This window comes from Micromonospora sp. LOL_014 (assembly GCF_048060245.1).
GTDB lineage: Bacteria > Actinomycetota > Actinomycetes > Mycobacteriales > Micromonosporaceae > Micromonospora_E.
In genome coordinates this window covers 1-19,580 of record NZ_JBHMIP010000040.1, presented here as the reverse complement: position 1 = coordinate 19,580, position 19,580 = coordinate 1, and the positions used below count along the sequence as shown (strand labels likewise).

Here is a 19,580-nt window from a genome sequence, read left to right as displayed (position 1 = left end):
GGACCAGGTCGACGGTGGTCAGCGGCGGGTGCCCGACCAGGTCGACCGGTCCGGATCGGCGCCGCCACCGGCAGAGGAGTTGCCGGCTCCGTTCAGTCCGCCACCGCCACCACCGGCCGGGGCGCTGTGGGCGTCGTCGGTCGGCACCGGCTCCAGTGCCGACGTCCCGGTCGTGCCTGGTACGTCTTCCCCGTCGTCGTCGGCGGCCGGGCCGTCCGCGTCCGCGTCGCCGGCGTCCGCATGGTCGGCGTTTGCCTTGCCCTGGCAGCCGCCGGCCACGACTGACCAGCCGCCGGCCACGACCGACCAGCCGCCGGCCACGACCGACCAGCCGCCGGCCGCAACTGACCAGCCGCCGGCCGACCATGCCGCGTCGGCGTCCGCAGCCGCCGCGACCGAGCCACCCGCCGCGGTGTCGTCGCCTCCGGCGGCCGGCGGGGAGGCTGCGTCGGCCCGTGCCCGCGCCACGGTGGCCGGAGCGCAACGGTTCTCCGCCAGCGACGTCGGGGCGCTCCGGGTGCCGACCGGCGGGACCCGGGTCTACGGTGCGCGTCGTACCGAGGAGCCCTCGCCCAGCGATCCGGCCCTACCCCCCGACCCAGTGCAGCCGCCCGCACCTGCGGAACCGCCGTCCGGGTCGACCTCACCCGAGCCGGAACCCGCCCCGGCCCCGGCTCCGCCGTTGCCGCCACGGCCGACCTCACCCGATCCGGTGCCAGGCCCGTACCCACCGGGCCCGGGTCCGAACCCACCGGGCCCGACTCCGCCGCCGTTCCCGCCGCCAGCCAGGACCGCGTACCAGATGACCCAGGCGGCCGGCGGTTACACGATCCCACCGGCGGTTCCACCGACGCCGTGGCGTGAGTCACCGCCGACGCCCTGGCACCAGCCACCGGTGCCGCCGGAACCGGTGGCGCCGCCGGAGCCTCCGCCGGCATACGGGCAGTGGGCACGCAGCACCCCGGCCCCGACCGCCGGGCGGGTGTACGGGGCCCGCCGGCCCGACAGCGACACGCCCGGACCTCCCCCGGCCGGTGCTCCCGGCGTACCTTCCCAACCCGGTGCTGCCAACCGGCCAGCGGCCAATCCGACGATGGGTCTGCCGATGGGGGCACCCGGCGGCATGTCCGGCGCACCCGGCGGCGTGGTGTTCAACCCCGCCGTGGAGAACTCCGGCTCGCTGACCGGCCACATCCTGGCCCAGGGCTGGGCGGACCTGCCCGAGCGGGAGGACCGCAGTACCACCAAGGTGGTGCTGGCCATGGTGGTCGGTCTGACCGTGATGGTGGTGATCGGCATCATCGCGGTGCTCGTCGTGGGTAACATCTTCACCAACATCTTCGACGGGCTGCTGGGCGGTTGACGCCGGATCGGCTGAGGTGAGTCGGCCCACCGGTCGGACGGGTCAGGTGGCAGCAGCGCGGCAAACCCGTACACTTGTCACTCGATCATCAACCCGGCGCGCTACCGCGTGCTCATGGGCGATCTTGCGGGCGATTCAACGGTGCACACCGGAACGGGCCATTCGCGAAGATCCGCCCCGCTCTGAGAGGTTTTCTTGACCACCTTCGCTGATCCCAGCACGTTCCCCTCCGTTCTCGACACCGTGCCCGAAGCCGCTGGCCTGCCGGCGGAGCCGGCGACCAGCCAGACCGCTGATCCGGTCGTCGTGGTCACGGCCGCCGGGCCGGCGGCCGAGGAGCCTGACTTCGCGGCGCTCGGGCTGCCCCGGCAACTGGTCCGGACACTCGCCCGGGAGGGCATCACCACTCCGTTCGAGATCCAGCGCGCCACCGTGCCCGACGCGTTGGCCGGCCGGGACGTGCTCGGCCGGGGCCAGACCGGCTCCGGCAAGACCCTCGCGTTCGGCCTGCCGTTGCTGGCTCGGATCGCCGACGGCCGCCGGGCCCGCCCACTGCGGCCCCGAGCCCTGATTCTGGTCCCCACCCGCGAGCTGGCGATGCAGGTCAACGACGCGTTGTTCCCGCTGGGCCGGGCGGTCGGGGTCTTCCTCAAGACGGCGGTCGGCGGCGTCCCGTACGACCGGCAGATCGATTCGCTGCGTCGCGGTGTGGAGATCATCGTGGCCACCCCGGGGCGGCTCGGTGACCTGATCCAGCGCGGCGTCTGCCAGCTGGACGACATCGAGATCACCGTCCTGGACGAGGCGGACCAGATGGCCGACATGGGCTTCCTGCCGGAGGTCACCGAGCTGTTGGCCAAGACTCCGGCGGATGCTCAGCGGCTGCTCTTCTCGGCCACCTTGGACAACGACGTCGACACACTGGTCCAGCGGTTCATGACCGATCCGGTCACCCATTCCACCGCGCCGGCCACCGCCGCCGTGACCACCATGGACCATCATCTGCTGCTGATCCCGCCGAGCGACAAGTTCGCCGTGGCCGCTTCGATCGCCGCGCGCTCCGGACGGACCATGATGTTCGCCCGTACCCAGCTGGGCGTGGACCGGCTGGTGGACCAGCTGGCGTCGGTTGGGGTGCGGGCCGGTGCCCTGCACGGCGGCAAGACCCAGCGGGTACGCACCCGTACCCTCGCCGAGTTCAAGGAAGGGCGGACGAACGTCCTGGTCGCCACGGACGTGGCTGCCCGGGGCATCCACGTCGACGGGGTCTCGCTGGTGGTGCACGTCGACCCGCCGAAGGACCCCAAGGACTACCTGCACCGGGCGGGGCGGACCGCGCGGGCCGGCGAGTCCGGCGCGGTCGCCACCCTGGTGCTGCCGAAGCAGCGGCGCAGCACCCTGGCCATGCTGGAAAAGGCCGGGGTGGAGCCGGCCCAGACCCGGGTACGCCGCGGCGACGCCGCGTTGTCCGAGCTGACCGGAGCAACCGAGCCGAGCGGCGTACCGATCGTGAACGAGCCGGAGCCGCCCCGGCAGTCTCGCGCGCGGGGGGACCGGTTCCGGCCGGACCGCCCCGACCGCTTCCGGGGGCGGGGCGACCGCTCCCGGGCGGACGGGGCTGACCGCTTCCGAGGCGACGGCGAGCGGGGTGCCCGGGGCGGTGCCGACCGGGCCGGTGGTGACCGACGGCGCGGCGGTGGTGACCGGCGCTTCACCGACCGGCGGCCGAGCCGCAGCTACTGACCCGCGTGCGTGACCGGCGCCGGCGACCCGCTCCGCAGCGGCTCGTCGGGCCGGTACGGTCGGGAACATGCCGACGTTGCCGAAATCGATCGTCTGGACGCGGACGGACACCGGCGGTGCCGATCAGGTCCTCTTCGACGACCAGCGCGGGCTGACCGCTCGCGGGGTGGCGGTGGCGGCGGCGCCGCTGCCGTACAGCTGCCACTACGAACTCGCCACCGACGAACAGTGGGCCGCCGTCCGGCTCACCGTCACTGTCGAGGGTGCCGGCTGGCTGCGGACCGTACGGATGGAACGGGCGCTTGGCCGGTGGCGGGTGAGCACCGCCGAACAGGGTGACCTGGACCGTGCTTTGCGGGCGGCCGGGCGCAGCCCGGTCGGCCTGCCCGGCACCGAGGAACCGGGCCGGCTCGACGCGGCCCTCGACGTCGATCTGGACGCGGCGCCGCTGTTCAACACCCTGCCGATCCGCCGGTTGCGGTTGTCGGAGCAGCCGGCCGGGCAGGAGCACCGGCTGGTCGCGGCCTGGGTCCGGGTGCCGAGCCTGGAGGTGATGCCGATGGAGCAGACCTACACGGTGCTCGGCGCTGACCGGGTCCGGTACCGCAGCGACAGCTTCACTGCCGACGTGACGGTGGATCCGGACGGGTTCGTGCTGCACTACCCGGGGCTCGCGCAGCGCGCCTGATCCCGATCAACACACGTCGGTCGGCCATTCGCCGGTACGCAGGAAGTGTTCGGCCACGGCTTGGTACGGGGTCAGATCGAGCCCGTGCCGGGTCAGCCAGTCGGCCGAGTAGTAGCTTGCGGCGTACCGTTCGCCGCTGTCGCACAGCAGCGTCACCACCGAGCCCTGCTCGCCGGCGGCCCGCATCTGCGCGATCAGCGCGAACGCGCCCCACAGGTTGGTGCCGGTCGACCCGCCGACCCGCCGACCCAGCAGGTCGCTGGCGATACGCATGGCGGCCAGTGAGGCGGCGTCCGGGACCTGGATCATCCGGTCCACCACGGACGGCTGGAAGGACGCTTCGACGGTCGGCCGACCGATCCCCTCGATCATCGACCCCCGGCCGGTCGAGGTCGACCAGTCACCGCTGCACCATGCCGGGTAGAAAGCGGAGTTTTCCGGGTCGACGACGCAGATCTTGGTGCGGTGCCGCTGGTAGCGGACGTACCGGCCGACGGTGGCGCTGGTGCCGCCGGTGCCGGCACCGACCACGATCCAGTGCGGGACCGGGTGCCGTTCCAGCGCGAGCTGGGCGAAGATCGACTCGGCGATGTTGTTGTTGCCCCGCCAGTCGGTGGCCCGTTCGGCGTAGGTGAACTGGTCCATGAAGTGCCCGCCGAGGTCTTCGGCGAGCCACCGTGCCTCGATCACTACAGCGGCCGGGTCGCGGACCAGGTGGGGGCGGGCACCGTGGAACTCGATCTGGGCGATCTTCTCGGCCGAGGTGCCGGCGGGCATCACCGCGACGAACGGCAGGCCGAGCATCCGGGCGAAGTACGCCTCGGAGATGGCGGTGGAGCCGGACGACGCCTCGACGATCGTGGTCTGCGGACCGATCCACCCGTTGCACAGGCCGTAGAGGAACAACGAGCGGGCCAGCCGGTGCTTGAGCGAGCCGGTCGGGTGCACCGACTCGTCCTTGAGGTAGAGGTCGATGCCCCAGGACGGGGGGAGTGGGAACGGCAGCAGGTGGGTGTCGGCGGACCGGTTGGCGTCCGCCTCGACCTTGGCGATCGCGTCGGTCACCCAGGCCCGGCCGGCGTCGTCGTACCGGTCCAGTTCGTTCATTCGCAGACGGTAACAAGTGATGTTGTCGAATCACCCGGTCAGGGGGCGGGGCCGGTTCTCCCATTTGGTGGACAGCGTGACGCTGGTCCGGGTGTTGGCGATGCCCGGTGTCCGGTTCAGCCGCATGATGAGCTGTTCCAGCTCGGCGATGGTGCCGACCCGGGCGAGGCAGAGAAACGACTCGGTGCCGGCCATGAAGTAGCAGGATTCGATCTCCGGCATGTTGCGCAGCGCGTCGAGCACCGCCTCGGTGTCGGCACCTGAGTCTTCGACCAGTCCGATCAGGGCGGTGACGCCGAGCCCGACCGATTCCGGCTGTGCGTCGGCCCGGTAGCCGCGCAGCACGCCGGAGGTTTCGAGCTTGCCGATCCGTTCGTGTACGGCGGGGGCGGAGAGTCCGACCTGGCGGGCGAGTTCGGCGTAGGAGAGCCGCGCGTTGCCGCGCAGCAAATCGACGAGCCGGAGGTCGATGGCGTCCACGGGATGTAGACCCTAGTGCCTGTCGCCCGCCCGGGTGGCCCGCTGGTCGACGAGCTGGGGTGAATTACAATATAGGGCGCTAATCCTACCGGGCAACTGCCCAGTCGGGTAGCTCTGCTCATTTCCCGGACACGGCGGTCGGCCGGTGCTCTAATGGCCGTACGTCTGGCACTACGGCATCTGGCACACGGTCCATCGGGGGGCTGACTGGCCACGCCAGAGCCGTCGTGGACGCGAGGAGGGGACCGTGGACACTGGAGATCGTCTGCTGACGCCGGGCGAGGTGGCCGCGCTGTTCCGTGTCGACCCGAAGACCGTCACACGATGGGCAGCGGCCGGCCGGATCGGCAGTATCCGAACTCCCGGAGGCCATCGTCGGTTCCGGGAGTCCGAGGTGCGTGCGCTACTCGAAGGCGAAGGCGTGCTGGAGGAGATGCAGGCGGAAAGCGCGGAGACCACTCGGCCCCGGCACACCGAGAACGGATCAGGAGCAGCCGGGCCGTACTGACGCCGGCCGTACTGAGCCGGTGGTCACGGCCGGTCCGCGCCCAACTCGCCGGACCACCGCCGGAACAGGTCATGCGGTACGCCGAGCGCGTCCAGCACCTTGCCGGCGACGAAATCGACCAACTGGGCGGCGGTGGCGTCGGCACCCGCACCATAGAAGCCGGGACTGGCCGGCAGCACCACCGCCCCCGCATCATGCAGGGCGAGCAGGTGCTCCAGGTGACTGCGGGTCACCGGGGTCTCCCGGGGGACCAGCACGACCGGCCGCCGTTCCTTGAGGTTGACCTCGGCGGCCCGCTGCAACAGATCCTTTGACAGCCCGATGGCGATGCCGGCGCAGGCCGCCGTGCTGGCCGGCACGACCACCATGCCGCGCGCCTGGTACGAGCCGCTGCTCGGCCCGGCGGCGAGATCACCCGCCGGCCAGAACCGTACGTCCGCGTCGTCCAGCCCACGGCCGAGCCAGCGGGCCAGGTCGGCGCGCCAGTGGCTGTCCCGCAGCGGCGCGCCCGTCTCGTCGAGCAGGGTGAGCCGGGCCGCGCGGGACACCACCAGGTCGACCGGATGGCCGGCGTCGAGCAGTGCGCGGAGCACCGCGGCCGGGTACGGCGTACCGGACGCCCCGGAGACGCCGATCACCCATGGTCTTCTCATCGAGATCCCTGTTCGCGTGGCTGGTCGCGGGCTGTCGCCGGTGCCCGGTCACCCCATAGGGTAAGACGACCCGCCTTACGGACACATTGGCAGCAACTTCGCAGGCAGCCCATGGACTCCCGCAAATTCACCCCGTCGCCGCCCCGCCCCGACATCCCGTACGGCTCTTCCTGCCTCGACGAGCCGGCCGCCGAACTGCTCGGCGAGCTGCTCGTGGAGCTGCGCGCCGCGTGCCCGCTGCCCACAGTGCTGTCCCCGTACGCGGCGCAGGCCGACTCCTGGCTGCCCGGCTGGCTGCAGCGGTGCGGCCTGCCGCCGGGCACCGCCACCCATCGTCGGCTCGCCGGGGCCCGAATCGGGCGGTACGCCGCCCGGCTCTATCCGAGCGTGCCGGTGGGCCGGCTGCGTGTGCTGGCCGCCATGTTCGCCTGGTTCTTCCTGCTCGACGACGAGTTCGACGGGGTCGCGGAGCCGCAGGAGGGGAGGTTGCGCCGACTCGCCGACGAGGTGCTGGCGGTGCTGGGCGCGAACCCCGAGCCGCGTCTCGACCCCGAGCCGCGTCCCGATCAGGCGTTTGCCGGGCCGCTGCGCCGAATGCTGGTCGGTCCATGGCGGGTCGTGCGTCAGTCGATGCCCGACTGGTGGTGCCGGCGGTTCATCGAGGCGGTGGCGGAGCACCTCGACGGAGCGGTACGCGAGGCGGTGAACAAGGCAACTGGTCACCGGCCCGGCCTGGACGAGTACATCGAGCTGCGTCGGGCGACATCGGCGGCGCACGTGGCGTACACCTTGATCGAGTACGCGACCGGCGACCTGGTGCCGGACGCCGTCTTCCACCACCCCCGGGTGCGCGATGTCCGAGTCGCCGGCAACGATTTGCTCTCCTGGTACAACGACCTCTTCTCACTGTCCCGCGACCTGACCACCGCCGGCGGTCACAACCTGGTGGTGGCGGTCGCCGAGACGCGGCGGGTGCCGATCGGCGACGCGCTGGTCATCGTCGCGCACCGGTGGCGGGCCGAGATGGCGGCGTTCGGCGCACGCCAAGCCGAGGTGCCGCCGTTCGGGCCGGACCACGACCGGGCGGCGCACGGCCTGCTGGCCGGGGTCGGGTACGCCGTGCGCGGCACCATCGACTGGTCGTTCGAGAGCGCCCGCTACCGGCAGCGGCGCTGACGGCCGGGGCGGTCAACGGTCAGCGCAGGCCGAGCCGTACCACCAGGTCGACCAGGGCGAACGCGAACAACGCGATGCCGACGAAGCCGTTGGCGGTGAAGAACGCCCGGTTGACCCGGGACAGGTCGGTCGGCGTCACCACCAGATGCTGGTAGCCGAACGCCACCGCGGTCAACGCCAGCCCGATCCACCACGGCCAGCCGAAGCCGACCAGCACGCCGAACCACCCGAACAGGGCGAACGTCACCAGGTGCGCCACCGTCGAGGCGTGCAGCGCGAAGCGTCGACCGTACCGGGCGGGCACGCTGCGTACCCCGATCTCACGGTCGACCTCGGCGTCCTGGCAGGCGTAGATCAGGTCGAACCCGCCGATCCACAGCCCGACCGCCGCGCCGAGCAGGATCGCCGGCCCGGCACCGGCGAAGGTGCCGGTGACCGCCAGCCAGGCACCGACCGGGCCGATCAGCTGGGCCAGCCCGAGCACCGCGTGCGGCCAGTCGGTGAACCGCTTGGCGTACGGGTAGACCACCAGTGGGACCGCCGCCAGCGGGGCGAGCGCGAGGCAGAGCGGGTTCAGCGCGGCGGCGGCGCCGAGGAAGACCACCAGCGCGACCACCGCGCCGGTCCAGGCCGTCCGGACGCTCACCGCCCCGCTCACCAGTTCCCGCCCCGCGGTACGCGGATTGCGCGCGTCGATGTGCCGGTCGATGATCCGGTTCGCGGCCATGGCGAACGTCCGGGCCCCGACCATCGCGACGGTGATCAGCAGCAGGTCGAGCCAGCGGACGCCGCCGTCCAGGCGGGCCATCACGGTCAGCGCGGACAGGTACGCGAACGGCAGCGCGAAGACGGAGTGCTCGATCGCGACGAGCCGCAGGAAGGCTCGGATCTTGCCGACCGGGGCGGCGGGCGCGCCGGTCGGCCCGGCGGTGGCTGCGGCGCTCACGAGATCCCGTACTCCCGCCAGCGCTTGTCCACCAGCGAGACGATCTCCGGTGACATGGTCATCTCCTGCGGCCAGCCCCGGGTGTAGCCCTCAGTGGGCAGTTTGCGGGTCGCGTCGACGCCGGCCTTGCCACCCCAGAACTGCTGGTACGACGAGTGGTCGAGGTGGTCCACCGGACCTTCGGTGAGCAGCAGGTCGCGGGCGTAGTCGACGTTGCCGAAGGCGCGGAACGCGACCTCGTGGTAGTCGTGCACGTCGCAGTCGTCGTCGACCACGACGATCAGCTTCGACAGCGACAGCAGGTGGGCCCCCCAGATCGCCGACATGATCTTCTGGGCGTGCTTCGGGTAGCGCTTGCGGATCGACACGATCACGCAGTTGTGGAACACCCCGGCGGCCGGCAGGTCGTAGTCGACGATGTCCGGGATCAGCATCCGCAGCAGCGGCAGGAAGATCCGTTCGGTGGCCTTGCCGAGCCCGTGGTCCTCCTGCGGCGGCTTCGAGGTGATGATCGAGTGGTAGAGCGGGTCCCGCTGGGTGGTCATGCATTCGATGTGCAGCACCGGGAACGGTTCGACCGGGGTGTAGAAGCCGGTGTGGTCGCCGAACGGGCCCTCCGGCAGCCGCTCGCCCGGCTCCAGGTAGCCCTCCAGCACGATCTGGGCGTGCGCCGGCACCTGCAACGGTACGGTCCTGCAGTCGACCATCTCGACCCGCTGGCCGCGCAGGAATCCGGCGAACAGGTATTCGTCGATGTCGCCGGGCAGTGGCGCTGACGCCGAGTAGCTGACCACCGGGTCGCAGCCGATCGCCACCGCCACCGGAAGCCGCTCGCCGCGCCGCTCGGCGACCGCGTGATGGGCGGTGGAGTCCTTGTGGATCTGCCAGTGCATGCCGAGCGTGGTCGGCGAGTGCTGCTGCAGCCGGTAGAGGCCCAGGTTGCGCTTGCCGGTCTCCGGGTGCTTGGTGTGGGTCAGCCCGTAGTTGTGGAAGATGCCGCCGTCGCCGGGCCAGACCTGCAGCCCGGGCAGCCGGTTCAGGTCGACGTCCGCGCCGGTGTAGACGACCTCCTGGCAGGGCGCGGTCCTGACCTTGCGCGGCGGCAGCGAGGTGAGCTGCATGACCTTGCCGAGTCCGTCGCGGATGCCCGACCAGCCGACCGGTAGGTCGGGCTTGATCATCGCACCGATCCGGTCGCCGATCTCGTTCAGGTTCTCGACGCCGAGCGCCATCGCGGTGCGCCGTTCGGTGCCGAACAGGTTGATCGCCACCGGCATCTCGCCCCGGGTGGGCCGGTCGAACAGCAGCGCCGGGCCGCCGGCCCGCACGGTCCGGGTGACGACTTCGCTGATCTCCAGCGTCGGATCCACCGGTACGTCGACCCGCCGCAGCTCGCCGGCCGTCTCCAGCGCCGCGACGAAGTCCTTCAGATCCTGGTACGGGAAACCTGGAGCCGCCATGCCGCCAAGTCTGGCCTACCCGGTGGCCGCTGCCACCACCCGGGGCGGTGATTCGCGCCGCGTCCGGACTCGGCCGGTGCCGGTCAGGCGTAGGAGTGCAGGCTCTCGAAGAAGTAGTTGACCCCGAACAGGTTCATCAGCATGGTGAGGAAGCCGAGGATCGCGATCCAGGTGACCGTGGTCCGCTGTACGCTCGGGGTCGCCCGGGCGTGCAGGTAGCCGGCGTAGATCACCCAGGAGATGAACGCCCAGGTTTCCTTCGGGTCCCAGGCCCAGGCCCGGCTCCAGGCGTGTTCGGCCCAGATCGCCCCGGCGATCACCGCGAAGGTGAACACTGGGAAGCCGATGGCGTGCAGCCCGAAGGTGAGCCGTTCCAGCGACACCGCCGCCGGCACCCGCTTGGCCAGCAGGTAGGGGAAGCCTCGCCGCCCCTGCTCGTAGCCGGACCGGAGCAGGAACATGGCGGCCGGGATCGACCCGAGCAGCAGCAGTCCGGACGACGCCATGATCGTGGAGACGTGGATGGCGTACCAGTAGGACTGCAGGGCCGGCACCAGCGGTGTGATCGGGGTGTAGAACACCAGGCCGGCCAGGCCGAGCAGGGCGACCATGACGAGCGCGACGAACAGGCCGAGCAGCCGCAGCGACGGCCGGCGGTGGACCAGCACCAGCCAGGCGGCCACCCCGACGAAGGTGATCGCCAGCACGTACTCGTACATGTTGCCCCACGGCAGCCGCTCGGCGGCGACCCCCCGGGTGACCAGACAGGCCAGGTGGAACAGGGCACCCAGCACGGTGGCGCCGACGGCGAACCAGCCGGCGAGTCCGACCGCCGGCCAGCCGGTCCGCTCGCCGCCCGTACCCGTGGTCTTGTAGACGGCCGGACCGGTCAGGTCGGATCCAGGCGTCGGCTGAGTGGGTCCGCCGCCGGTCCCGGCGGCCGCGACGGCGGCGAGCTCGCGGTCGGGCACCGTCGCGGCGGCGGTACGCCGGGTGCCGAACCCGGCTTCGACCGCGTGGCAGATCATCGCGAGCAGATACGCGAAGATCGCCACCACCAGGAGTTGATCCGACAGTGCTGACATCAGTGCCGTCCTTCCCGTGGCCCGGCGTCGCCGCCGAGTGCCCGGATGAGCTCCCGGAACTCGTCGCCGAACCCGGGGTGGTCGGTGCGCGGCAGCCCACCGGCCTCGATCAAGCTACTACCGGGCGTCGTTGACGCTGCGTCGGGGCCGGTCGGTGTGACCCGGAACCACACCCGGCGTCGCCGGCCGAACAGTGCCGGCATCAGCCCGAGCAGCAGCGCCGTCGAGCTGGCCAGCAGCAGGCCGCTGCCGGGATCGTGCCGGACCGACAGGGTCACGTACTGCGAAATGTCGAGAAACTCGATGGTGGTGCCGTCGTCCAGGGTCATGGTCTCGCCGACCCGCAGCAGCTGCGGATCACCGACCGGTAGCAGCCTGCCGGCCTCCACCTGCCGCTGGTCGATCTGGTAGACCGAGCCGGGGATGCCGGCGTCCAGGCCGAGGTTGCCCCGGTACGCCCACAGCATCACCGCCGGGTCGCGCAGCTCCGGGTGAGTGGAGCGGACGTACGGCGGCTGCTGCGGGGCGGACGGCAGGAAGAGCCCTTCGAAGGCCACCTGCAGCTGCGGATCCCGTTCGCCGTTCGCCGGGTCGACGTTGGCGTCCGGGAAGCTGGCGACGCCTTCGCTGGTCAGCATCCCGTCGACGGCCAGGAACGGCGCGGAGACGGTCTGCGATTGTCCGTAGCGGTCGGTGTAGCGCAGCACCGGCACGTAGCCGTGCCCGAGCAGGTAGACGTTGGCGCCGTCGAGGCGCAGCGGGGAGTTCACCGAGAACGCCTCGGTCCGGGCGGCCCCGCCGTCGGCGTCGACCTCTACCTCGGCGGAGTAGCTGTCCGGCTGTCCGGTCTCCAGGAAGGTGGCGGTGAAGTCGGTCAGCTCCAGACAGAACCGGGGCAGGTCACCGTCGGAGATCCGGGGGCCGAGTCGGTACTCGTCGTACTGCTGCACGGTGTTGCAGAACGCGGTGTCCGGCCCGGCGACCAGCAGCCGGTTGCCGTTCCAGCCGAACCAGCTCCCGACGGCGACCCCGAGCAGGATGCCGATCAGCGACAGGTGGAAGACCAGGTTGCCGGTTTCCTTCAGGTGGCCCTTCTCGGCGGCGACACTGTCGTCGGTGACGGTGACCCGCCAGCGGCGGCGGCGCAGTTCGGTGGCGATCGCGTCCCGCGCGGCGGCGGGTGCGTCGCCGGCCGTGGTGTCGCCGGCGGTGGTCCAGCGGGCGTGCTGCGGTAACCGGTCGAGCCGGCGCGGGGCGGCCGGCGGCGCGGCCCGCAACGCCCGTACATGCTCGCGCAGCCGGGGCACGATGCAGCCGACCAGGGAGGTGAACAGCAGCAGGTAGATCGCCGCGAACCAGGTCGAGGCGAACACGTCGAACATGCCGAGCCGGTCCAGCACCGGGGCCAGCCGCGGGTTCGCCGCGAAGTACGCGTCGACGTTTTCGATGTTGACGTCGCGTTGCGGCAGCAGCGAGCCGGGGATCGCCGCCACCGCCAGCAGGAAGAGCAGGATCAACGCGGTCCGCATGCTGGTCAGCTGCCGCCACGAGTTGCGCAGCAGGGCCAGCGCCGGATTCGGCCGGGACATCAGATGCCGACCTCGCCGGCCCCCACGGTGGCCTGGAACCAGATGACGAAGTCGGTCCAGGCGCCGGTGACCAGCGCCGACCCGACCAGGATCAGCATCGCCCCGCCGACCCGGGTGACCCAGCGGCTGTTGCGCCGGATCACCGTGAACACGCCGAGCAGCCGGCGGAACGCCAGACCGAAGACGACGAACGGCAGACCGAGCCCGAGGCAGTACGCCACGGCGAGCGCGACCGCCCGATCGGTCTGGCCACTGACCGTCGCCATCCCCATCACCGCGCCGAGGGTGGGGCCGACGCACGGCGTCCAGGACAGCGCGAAGACCGCGCCGAACACCGGGGCGCCGACCAGGCCGGCCTCCGGCAGCCGGCGTACCCGCACCTCGCGTTGCAGGCCGGGCACCAGACCGAGGAAGGCCAGCCCGAACAGGACGATCAGCAGCCCGACGCCGATCTCCACCGGCCGCTGGTAGACGAACAGGTGGCGGCCGACGCTGGCCATCAGGATCGCGGTGAGGGTGAAGACCACGGTGAAGCCACTGATGAACAGCAGGGTCCCGGCCAGCACCCGGCCGCCGAAGGAACTGCCAGCACTCGCGCTGGCAGCGCTGCCGCTGCGGCCGCCGGTGGCGTCGAGGTCGGAGCCGGCCAGTCCGGTGACGTACGACAGGTAGCCGGGGGCAAGCGGCAGGATGCACGGGGAGAGGAAACTGACCAGCCCGGCCAGCGCGGCCAGGCCGAGAGCCAGCAGCACCGGACCGCCCCGGGCGATCTCGGCGAACGTCTCACCCATCGGCCGGGTCCGGCTCGGCGCCGGCGCCGCCGCCGGTCGCCTCGGCATCGTCGCCGGTCGCCTCGGCATCGTCGCCGGTCGCCTCGGCGGCGACCTGTTCGACCAGCGGCTGCAGGTTGTCCTGGCGGATCTCGGCGCGGACGACGGTGGCGATCCGGCCGCTCCGGTCGATGATCATCGTCGCGGGGATGCTGTTCGGCGGGATGTTGAAGTCCAGGGCGAGCCGGCTGGCCGGGTCGAACAGGCTCGGGTACGTCACCCGGCCCGCCTCGAAGGCGCGGGCCTTGTCCCGTTCGTCGCGGACGTTGATGCCGAGGAACCGCACCCCCCGGTCCCGGGTCGCCTGGTAGGTGGCCTCCAGGTCGGCGGCCTCGGCCCGGCAGGGCGGGCACCAGGAGCCCCAGAAGTTGACCACCACGACCTGGCCCCGGTACGCCGCCGGATCGAACGCGGAGCCGTCGAGCAGCTCGGCGTCCAGCTCCGGCGCTGCCGGCCGGTCGTCACCGGTGCACCGGATCACGCCCTGCGGGTCGGTCTCGCAGTCGGTCGCCCAGTCGCTGGCCGCACAGCCGGTCAGAACGAGCGCGGCGGCCAGCGTACCGGCGAGAAGCACGGCAGACCGGGCGAGCCGGGCGGCAGGCCGACAGCCAGGCGCGATCAGCCCACGACGTGCCGACCGCATCTCAGGCCCCCTTGGCCGTCCGCGCCGACGGCGACATGGCGATCAGGTGGGCGGCCGGCTCGGAGTAGCCGATGCCGACCACCTTCGCGTCCTCGAAGTGGATCGCGGTCAGGCTGGCCAGGCCGCACTGCCGGCGGCGCGGGTCGTGCCAGAGCCGCTTGCGTTCCAGGTAGCGGCGCAGCGTCCAGATCGGCAGCTGGTGGGAGACGCAGACCGCCTCGTGGCCCTCGGCGGCGACCCGGGCGGCGTGCACCGCAGCGAACATCCGCTCGGCGATAGCGGTGTAGGCCTCGCCCCACGACGGGGTGACCGGATCGCGCAGCACCCACCAGTTACGCGGGTCACGGAACGACCCGTCGCCGGGGGAGACCCGCCGGCCCTCGAACCAGTTTGCCGACTCGATCAGCCGTTCGTCGACCGAGACCGGCAACCGGAACTGGGCCGCGATCGGCTCGGCGGTCTCCTGGGCGCGTTCCAACGGACTGGCGACCACGTGCACCACGTCCCGGTCGGCGAGGGCCTGGCTGGCCGCCTTGGCCATCTGCACGCCGAGTTCGGAGAGCCGGAAACCGGGCAGTCGGCCGTACAGAATCTTCTCCGGGTTGTGGACCTCGCCGTGCCGCAGTACGTGGACGACCGTCCGTTTCATCCGTTGTCCCCCAGCGTCGGTGCCCGCAGCGCGCCGTCCTCCGCCGCAGCCGCTGCTGCGGCCCCGGCCGGCAGCGCCGCCGCGAGCTGCTCCAGGGCGGCGTCGTCGATCGCCGCCGAGACGAACCATGCCTCGAACGCACTGGGGGGCAGGTAGACGCCGTGCGCGAGCATCGCGTGGAAGAAGGCGCGGTACGCGTCGACGTCCTGCCGGCGGGCGCCAGCGTAGTCGGTGACCTCGGCGTCGGTGAAGAAGATGGAGAACATGGTGCCGGCGGTGGAGAGCCGGTGCGGCACTCCGGCGGCGGTGAGCGCCCCGGTGGCCAGCTCGGCGACCCGGGTCGCGGTGTCGGCCAGCCGCCGGTACAGGTCGGTGTCGGCCAGCCGGAGCGTGGCCAGCCCGGCGGCGCAGGCCAGTGGGTTCCCGGAGAGCGTGCCGGCCTGGTAGACCGGGCCGGCCGGGGCCAACTGCCGCATGATCTCGGCCCGGCCACCGAACGCTGCGGCCGGCAGACCGCCACCCATCACCTTGCCGTACGTGTAGAGGTCGGCGTCGACCGGCTCCAGCTCGGCCCAGCCGCCCCGGGCGACCCGGAACCCGGTCATCACCTCGTCGACGATCAGTAGCGCGCCGTGCGCGTGGGCGATCCGGGCCAGCGCGGCGTTGAAGCCGGGGGCCGGCGGCACCACACCCATGTTGCCGGCGGCCGCTTCGGTGATGATCGCGGCGATCTGGTCGCCGTGCTCGGCGAAGGTCGCCTCCACCGCCGCCACGTCGTTGTAGGGCAGCACGATCGTCTCGCTGGCGGCGGCACCGGTCACCCCGGGCGAGTCGGGCAGCCCGAGGGTGGCCACCCCGCTACCGGCGGCGGCGAGCAGTGCGTCGACGTGGCCGTGGTAGCAGCCGGCGAACTTGACGATCCGGGGCCGACCGGTGTGCCCCCGGGCCAGCCGGATCGTCGACATCGTCGCCTCGGTGCCGGAGTTGACCAGCCGGAGCTGGTCGACCGGGGTACGGTCGACGATCTCGGCGGCCAGCTCCACCTCGCCGGGCGTCGGCGTACCGAAGCTGGTGCCGTGCGCGGCGGCTGCGCTGAGCGCGGCGACCACCTCGGGGTGGGCGTGGCCGAGGATCAGCGGTCCCCAGGAGCAGACCAGGTCGAGGTAACGTCGGTCGTCGGCGTCGAACAGCCACGGGCCGGACCCCCGGGCCATGAATCTGGGTGTCCCGCCGACCGCCCGGAAGGCGCGCACGGGCGAGTTGACCCCGCCAGGGATGATCTTGGTGGCGCGGTCGAACAGGGCCTGGGATGCGGGCGCGTGCGCCGGGTACGGGCAGGCGTCGGCAGTTTCGGTGGCAGTCACGGCCCTGCCATTGTGGCAGCGTCACCAGGCGACCGCACATCCGACCCTGCCCAGCGGCCGGGTTGCGGCGACCGCCGTACCAGGGCCGGGTTCGCGCTGTCGCGATACGCTGGCCGGGTGGAACGGGCGGAGTTGTCGATCGCGTTGCGGCGCACTCCCGACGAGGCTGTACTACGCCTCGTCGGTGAGATCGACATGCTCACCGCCGCCCAGTTGTCCACCACCGTCAACGATCTGCTCGGTGACGCGCCGGCCCGGATCGTGCTGGACATGGCCGGTGTCACCTTCTGCGACTCGCAGGGGCTGGGCACCCTGGTGGTGCTCACCCGCAAGGCCAGCCACGCGCAGAGTCTGCTGCTGCTCACCAACGTCGGCGAGTTCCTGCACCGGGTGTTGAACATCACCGGGCTGCGGTCGGCGCTCACCATCCGTAACGGCGCCGGCTGACTCGGGCCGGCTGACCCGGCGTCGCGGTCAGCCGGGGGCGGCCAGCCCGGCGCTGCGGTCAGCCGCCCCAGCGGGCCGTCTCCAACTCGTCGGCGACCTCGGCCGGATTCACCTCGTCGTCGCGCAGCCGGGCGGCTGCCCGGTCGATCGCCGCACGCAGTTGCCGTACCTGTTCGTCCCGCTGCCGGACCAGGTCCGCCTGGGTGGCGAGTTGGCGGTTCTTCACCCAGAGGTCGACGAAGACGCCGACCTTGGCCCGCAGCACCCATGGGTCGAAGGGCTTGATCAGGTAGTCGACCGCGCCGACGGCGTACCCGCGCAGGGCGAGTTGGGCATCGCGGTCCGCGGCGGTCAGGAACAGGATCGGTACGTGCCGGGTGCGTTCGCGACGCTTGATGTGGTTGGCCGTCTCGAATCCGTCCATCTCCGGCATCTGCGCGTCCAGCAGGATCACCGCGAAGTCGTCCACCAGCAGCTTCTTCAGCGCGTCCTCGCCGCTCTCCACAGCCACGGCCTGCACCGGCATCCCCTGCAGGATCGCCTCCAGGGCGAGCAGGTTGTCCCGCCGGTCGTCCACCAGCAGTACCTTCGCCGATCCGGCAGTCACGAGTTCAACTCCTCAGCCGCGTTGATCCAGGTCACCATCAGGGTGATCAGTTCGTCCAGGTCGACCGGTTTGGTGATGTAGTCCGTCGCCCCGGCCTGCAGCGCGGACTCCCGGTCACCCGGCATCGCCTTGGCGGTCAGGAAGACCACCGGCAGGTCCGCGAAGCGTTCATTGCGGCGGATGATCCGGGTCGTCTCGTAACCGTCCTGGTCCGGCATCATCGCGTCCATCAGCACGATGTTCACTTCGGGGCGTTCGGCGAGTTTACGTACGCCGTCGACCCCGTTGTCCGCGTAGATCACGGTCATCCCGTGCAGCTCCAGCGCGCTGGTCAGCGCGAAGACGTTGCGAACGTCGTCGTCGATGATCAGTACGGTGGCCCCGTCCAGCCGCCGGGTGGTCGGCGGTTCGGGGCGGTCCACCTCGATCGGCCGGGTCAGCGGTGGCAGCGCGGTGCGGATCGGCGCCGCGGCCGGCAACGGTGCCGGCGGCAGCACCGCGTCGGTGTTGAGCACGTCGGGAACGTACAGCGTGAAGGTGGATCCTTCGCCCGGCACCGACGAGACGGAGATCGCGCCGCCGATCAGCCGGGCCAGGTCGCGACTGATCGACAGGCCGAGGCCGGTGCCGCCGTAGCGTCTGCTGGTCGTTCCGTCCGCCTGCTGGAACGCCTCGAAGATCAGCGAGAGCTTGTCGTCGGAGATGCCGATTCCGGTGTCGATCACCGTGAAGGCGACTACCTGGTCGGCGGTGGACAGTGCGGGTTGTTCGAAGGTCAGGTCCGGCGGGGCGGAGGCGATCTGCAGCGTCACCGACCCGGCATCGGTGAACTTCACCGCGTTGGAGAGCAGGTTGCGCAGGATCTGCTGCAGCCGCTGCGCGTCGGTGACGACCGCCGGCGGCAGGTCCGGTGCCACCTCGACGCGCAGTTCCAGCCCTTTCTCGTCGACCTGCGGCGCGAACGCCTGCTCGACGTACGACCGGATCTCGCCGAACGGCACCTCGGCCGGCTGCACGTCCATCCGGCCGGCCTCGATCTTCGACAGGTCGAGGATGTCGTCGATGAGTGACAGCAGATCGGAGCCGGCACTGTGGATGGTCTTGGCGAACTCGATCTGCTTGCCGGTGAGGTTGTCGTCCGGATTGTCGGCCAGCAACCGGGCCAGCAGGAGCAGCGAGTTCAGCGGGGTACGCAGCTCGTGGCTCATGTTGGCCAGGAACTCCGACTTGTACGCCGAGGCCCGGGACAGCTGCTGGGCCTTCTCCTCCAGACCGATCCGGGCCAGTTCGATCTCCCGGTTCTTGGTCTCGATGTTGCCCTTCTGTTCGGACAGCAGGCGGGCCTTGTCCTCCAGTTCGGCGTTGGTGCGCTGCAGTTCGGCCGACTGGGCCTGCATCTCGTTGGCCAGCCGCTGCGACTGGGCGAGCAGCTCCTCGGTGCGCTTGTTCGCCTGGATGGTGTTGACCGCGATGCCGATCGTGGCGACCAGCCGCTCCAGGAACGCCAGGTGCAGCTCGGAGAAGGCGGCGACGGAGGCGAACTCGATCACCCCCAGCATCTCGCCTTCGAACAGCACTGGCAGCACCACATGGTCCCGGGGCGGGATGCTGAGCAGCCCGGACCGCAGGGTGAGCGCGCCGGTGGCGCCGGCGCCCACCCGGATGGTCCGGCGGGAGACGGCGGCCTGGCCGACCAGCCCTTCACCCGGCCCAAAGATGATCTTGTGGTCCCGGGCCACGTAGCCGTACGCGGCGGTGAGCCCGAGGCGGGTCACCCCGTCGTCGGCGTCGGCGAGGAAGAACGCGCCGAGCTGCGCGTCGACCAGCGGCGTCACCTCATTCATGATCATGCGACAGACCTCGCCGAGGTCCCGCTGCCCCTGCAGCAGACCACCGATCCGCGCCAGGTTCGAGTCCAGCCAGCCCTGCTCGGCGTTCTTCTTGGTGGTGTCCCGCAGGGTGACGATCATCTGGTTGATGTTGTCCTTCAGCTCGGCGACCTCGCCCTGCGCCTGCACGGTGATGTGCTGGGTCATGTCGCCACGGGTCACCGAGGTGGAGACCTGCGCGATCGCCCGCAGCTGGGTGGTCAGGGTGGACGCCAGCTGGTTGACGTTCTCGGTGAGGTCGCGCCAGGTGCCGGAGACGCCCTTGACCTGTGCCTGACCGCCGAGCTCCCCCTCGGTGCCGACTTCGCGGGCGACCCGGGTGACCTCGTCGGCGAAGGAGGAGAGCTGGTCGA

The 19,580-nt window shown here is 71.4% G+C and carries 21 protein-coding genes; 6 read left to right on the top strand and 15 right to left on the bottom strand.

Annotated elements, in window-relative coordinates; all coding sequences use genetic code 11:
* Window positions 1-18: 18 nt before the first annotated feature.
* Window positions 19-468 carry a hypothetical protein gene (locus ACFHW1_RS26305; RefSeq protein WP_416616357.1) on the bottom strand — a complete coding sequence of 150 codons (450 nt, stop codon included), beginning with the start codon at window positions 466-468 and terminating at the stop codon, window positions 19-21.
* 354 nt (window positions 469-822) lie between these two features.
* The gene (locus ACFHW1_RS26300; RefSeq protein WP_416616354.1) at window positions 823-1,014 is read right to left on the bottom strand and encodes a hypothetical protein; all 192 of its coding nucleotides are present in this window, start codon (window positions 1,012-1,014) and stop codon (window positions 823-825) included.
* Between the two features lie 79 nt (window positions 1,015-1,093).
* On the opposite strand from ACFHW1_RS26300, the gene ACFHW1_RS26295 reads away from it, so the two are divergent.
* The 3 genes from ACFHW1_RS26295 (at window position 1,094) to ACFHW1_RS26285 (ending at window position 3,794) form a co-directional block, all read left to right on the top strand.
* Window positions 1,094-1,363 carry a hypothetical protein gene (locus ACFHW1_RS26295; protein WP_416616352.1) on the top strand — a complete coding sequence of 90 codons (270 nt, stop codon included), beginning with the start codon at window positions 1,094-1,096 and terminating at the stop codon, window positions 1,361-1,363.
* A gap of 306 nt (window positions 1,364-1,669) precedes the next feature.
* Window positions 1,670-3,106, top strand: a complete 1,437-nt coding sequence (locus ACFHW1_RS26290) for a DEAD/DEAH box helicase (protein ID WP_416551080.1) — start codon at window positions 1,670-1,672, stop codon at window positions 3,104-3,106.
* Between the two features lie 67 nt (window positions 3,107-3,173).
* Window positions 3,174-3,794 (top strand): putative glycolipid-binding domain-containing protein, encoded by a 621-nt coding sequence (locus ACFHW1_RS26285; protein ID WP_416550688.1) that lies wholly within the window; start codon window positions 3,174-3,176, stop codon window positions 3,792-3,794.
* Window positions 3,795-3,800: 6 nt separating this feature from the next.
* Here ACFHW1_RS26285 and ACFHW1_RS26280 read toward each other — a convergent pair whose 3' ends face one another.
* Both ACFHW1_RS26280 and ACFHW1_RS26275 read right to left on the bottom strand, forming a co-directional pair.
* Window positions 3,801-4,901 (bottom strand): PLP-dependent cysteine synthase family protein, encoded by a 1,101-nt coding sequence (locus ACFHW1_RS26280; RefSeq protein WP_416550686.1) that lies wholly within the window; start codon window positions 4,899-4,901, stop codon window positions 3,801-3,803.
* A gap of 30 nt (window positions 4,902-4,931) precedes the next feature.
* Window positions 4,932-5,381, bottom strand: coding sequence for an Lrp/AsnC family transcriptional regulator (locus tag ACFHW1_RS26275; protein WP_416550684.1), 450 nt, complete (start codon window positions 5,379-5,381; stop codon window positions 4,932-4,934).
* A gap of 247 nt (window positions 5,382-5,628) precedes the next feature.
* Between ACFHW1_RS26275 and ACFHW1_RS26270 the strand changes: the two genes are divergently transcribed.
* On the top strand, window positions 5,629-5,889 hold the full coding sequence (locus ACFHW1_RS26270) for a BldC family transcriptional regulator (RefSeq protein ID WP_347403703.1): 261 nt from the start codon (window positions 5,629-5,631) through the stop codon (window positions 5,887-5,889).
* 23 nt (window positions 5,890-5,912) lie between these two features.
* Here ACFHW1_RS26270 and ACFHW1_RS26265 read toward each other — a convergent pair whose 3' ends face one another.
* Window positions 5,913-6,542, bottom strand: a complete 630-nt coding sequence (locus tag ACFHW1_RS26265; protein ID WP_416550681.1) for a UbiX family flavin prenyltransferase — start codon at window positions 6,540-6,542, stop codon at window positions 5,913-5,915.
* Between the two features lie 111 nt (window positions 6,543-6,653).
* Here ACFHW1_RS26265 and ACFHW1_RS26260 point away from each other — a divergent pair, with 111 nt between their 5' ends.
* Window positions 6,654-7,718 (top strand): terpene synthase family protein, encoded by a 1,065-nt coding sequence (locus ACFHW1_RS26260; RefSeq protein ID WP_416550679.1) that lies wholly within the window; start codon window positions 6,654-6,656, stop codon window positions 7,716-7,718.
* Between the two features lie 19 nt (window positions 7,719-7,737).
* Here the strand turns inward: ACFHW1_RS26260 and mqnP are convergent, their stop codons facing one another.
* The 8 genes from mqnP to hemL all read right to left on the bottom strand — a co-directional run bounded on the left by mqnP (window position 7,738) and on the right by hemL (window position 16,284).
* Complete coding sequence (gene mqnP / locus ACFHW1_RS26255; protein WP_416550677.1) at window positions 7,738-8,664, bottom strand: menaquinone biosynthesis prenyltransferase MqnP; 927 nt, start codon at window positions 8,662-8,664, stop codon at window positions 7,738-7,740.
* Window positions 8,661-10,124, bottom strand: a complete 1,464-nt coding sequence (locus ACFHW1_RS26250) for a menaquinone biosynthesis decarboxylase (RefSeq protein WP_416550675.1) — start codon at window positions 10,122-10,124, stop codon at window positions 8,661-8,663. Before ACFHW1_RS26250 ends, mqnP begins: the two co-directional genes overlap by 4 nt.
* 83 nt (window positions 10,125-10,207) lie before the next feature.
* A complete protein-coding gene (ccsB, locus tag ACFHW1_RS26245; protein WP_416616350.1) occupies window positions 10,208-11,209 on the bottom strand; it encodes a c-type cytochrome biogenesis protein CcsB in 1,002 nt (333 codons plus the stop codon).
* Entirely contained in the window at window positions 11,209-12,798 is a 1,590-nt protein-coding gene (resB, locus tag ACFHW1_RS26240) for a cytochrome c biogenesis protein ResB (protein WP_416550671.1), read from the bottom strand. Before resB ends, ccsB begins: the two co-directional genes overlap by 1 nt.
* Window positions 12,798-13,589 carry a cytochrome c biogenesis CcdA family protein gene (locus ACFHW1_RS26235; RefSeq protein ID WP_416616349.1) on the bottom strand — a complete coding sequence of 264 codons (792 nt, stop codon included), beginning with the start codon at window positions 13,587-13,589 and terminating at the stop codon, window positions 12,798-12,800. The genes resB and ACFHW1_RS26235 overlap by 1 nt, the downstream gene beginning before the upstream one ends.
* Entirely contained in the window at window positions 13,582-14,271 is a 690-nt protein-coding gene (locus ACFHW1_RS26230; RefSeq protein ID WP_416616347.1) for a TlpA family protein disulfide reductase, read from the bottom strand. Before ACFHW1_RS26230 ends, ACFHW1_RS26235 begins: the two co-directional genes overlap by 8 nt.
* Window position 14,272: 1 nt before the next feature.
* The gene (locus ACFHW1_RS26225; RefSeq protein WP_123607031.1) at window positions 14,273-14,920 is read right to left on the bottom strand and encodes a histidine phosphatase family protein; all 648 of its coding nucleotides are present in this window, start codon (window positions 14,918-14,920) and stop codon (window positions 14,273-14,275) included.
* On the bottom strand, window positions 14,917-16,284 hold the full coding sequence (hemL, locus tag ACFHW1_RS26220; protein ID WP_416616344.1) for a glutamate-1-semialdehyde 2,1-aminomutase: 1,368 nt from the start codon (window positions 16,282-16,284) through the stop codon (window positions 14,917-14,919). The genes ACFHW1_RS26225 and hemL overlap by 4 nt, the downstream gene beginning before the upstream one ends.
* Window positions 16,285-16,401: 117 nt before the next feature.
* Between hemL and ACFHW1_RS26215 the strand changes: the two genes are divergently transcribed.
* Window positions 16,402-16,731, top strand: coding sequence for an STAS domain-containing protein (locus tag ACFHW1_RS26215; RefSeq protein ID WP_281552162.1), 330 nt, complete (start codon window positions 16,402-16,404; stop codon window positions 16,729-16,731).
* A gap of 58 nt (window positions 16,732-16,789) precedes the next feature.
* On the opposite strand, the gene ACFHW1_RS26210 is transcribed toward ACFHW1_RS26215, so the two are convergent.
* Both ACFHW1_RS26210 and ACFHW1_RS26205 read right to left on the bottom strand, forming a co-directional pair.
* Complete coding sequence (locus ACFHW1_RS26210; protein WP_416550664.1) at window positions 16,790-17,338, bottom strand: response regulator; 549 nt, start codon at window positions 17,336-17,338, stop codon at window positions 16,790-16,792.
* A partial coding sequence (locus tag ACFHW1_RS26205) for an ATP-binding protein (RefSeq protein ID WP_416616343.1) occupies window positions 17,335-19,580 on the bottom strand: 2,246 nt, incomplete at its 5' end. The genes ACFHW1_RS26205 and ACFHW1_RS26210, both read right to left, overlap by 4 nt.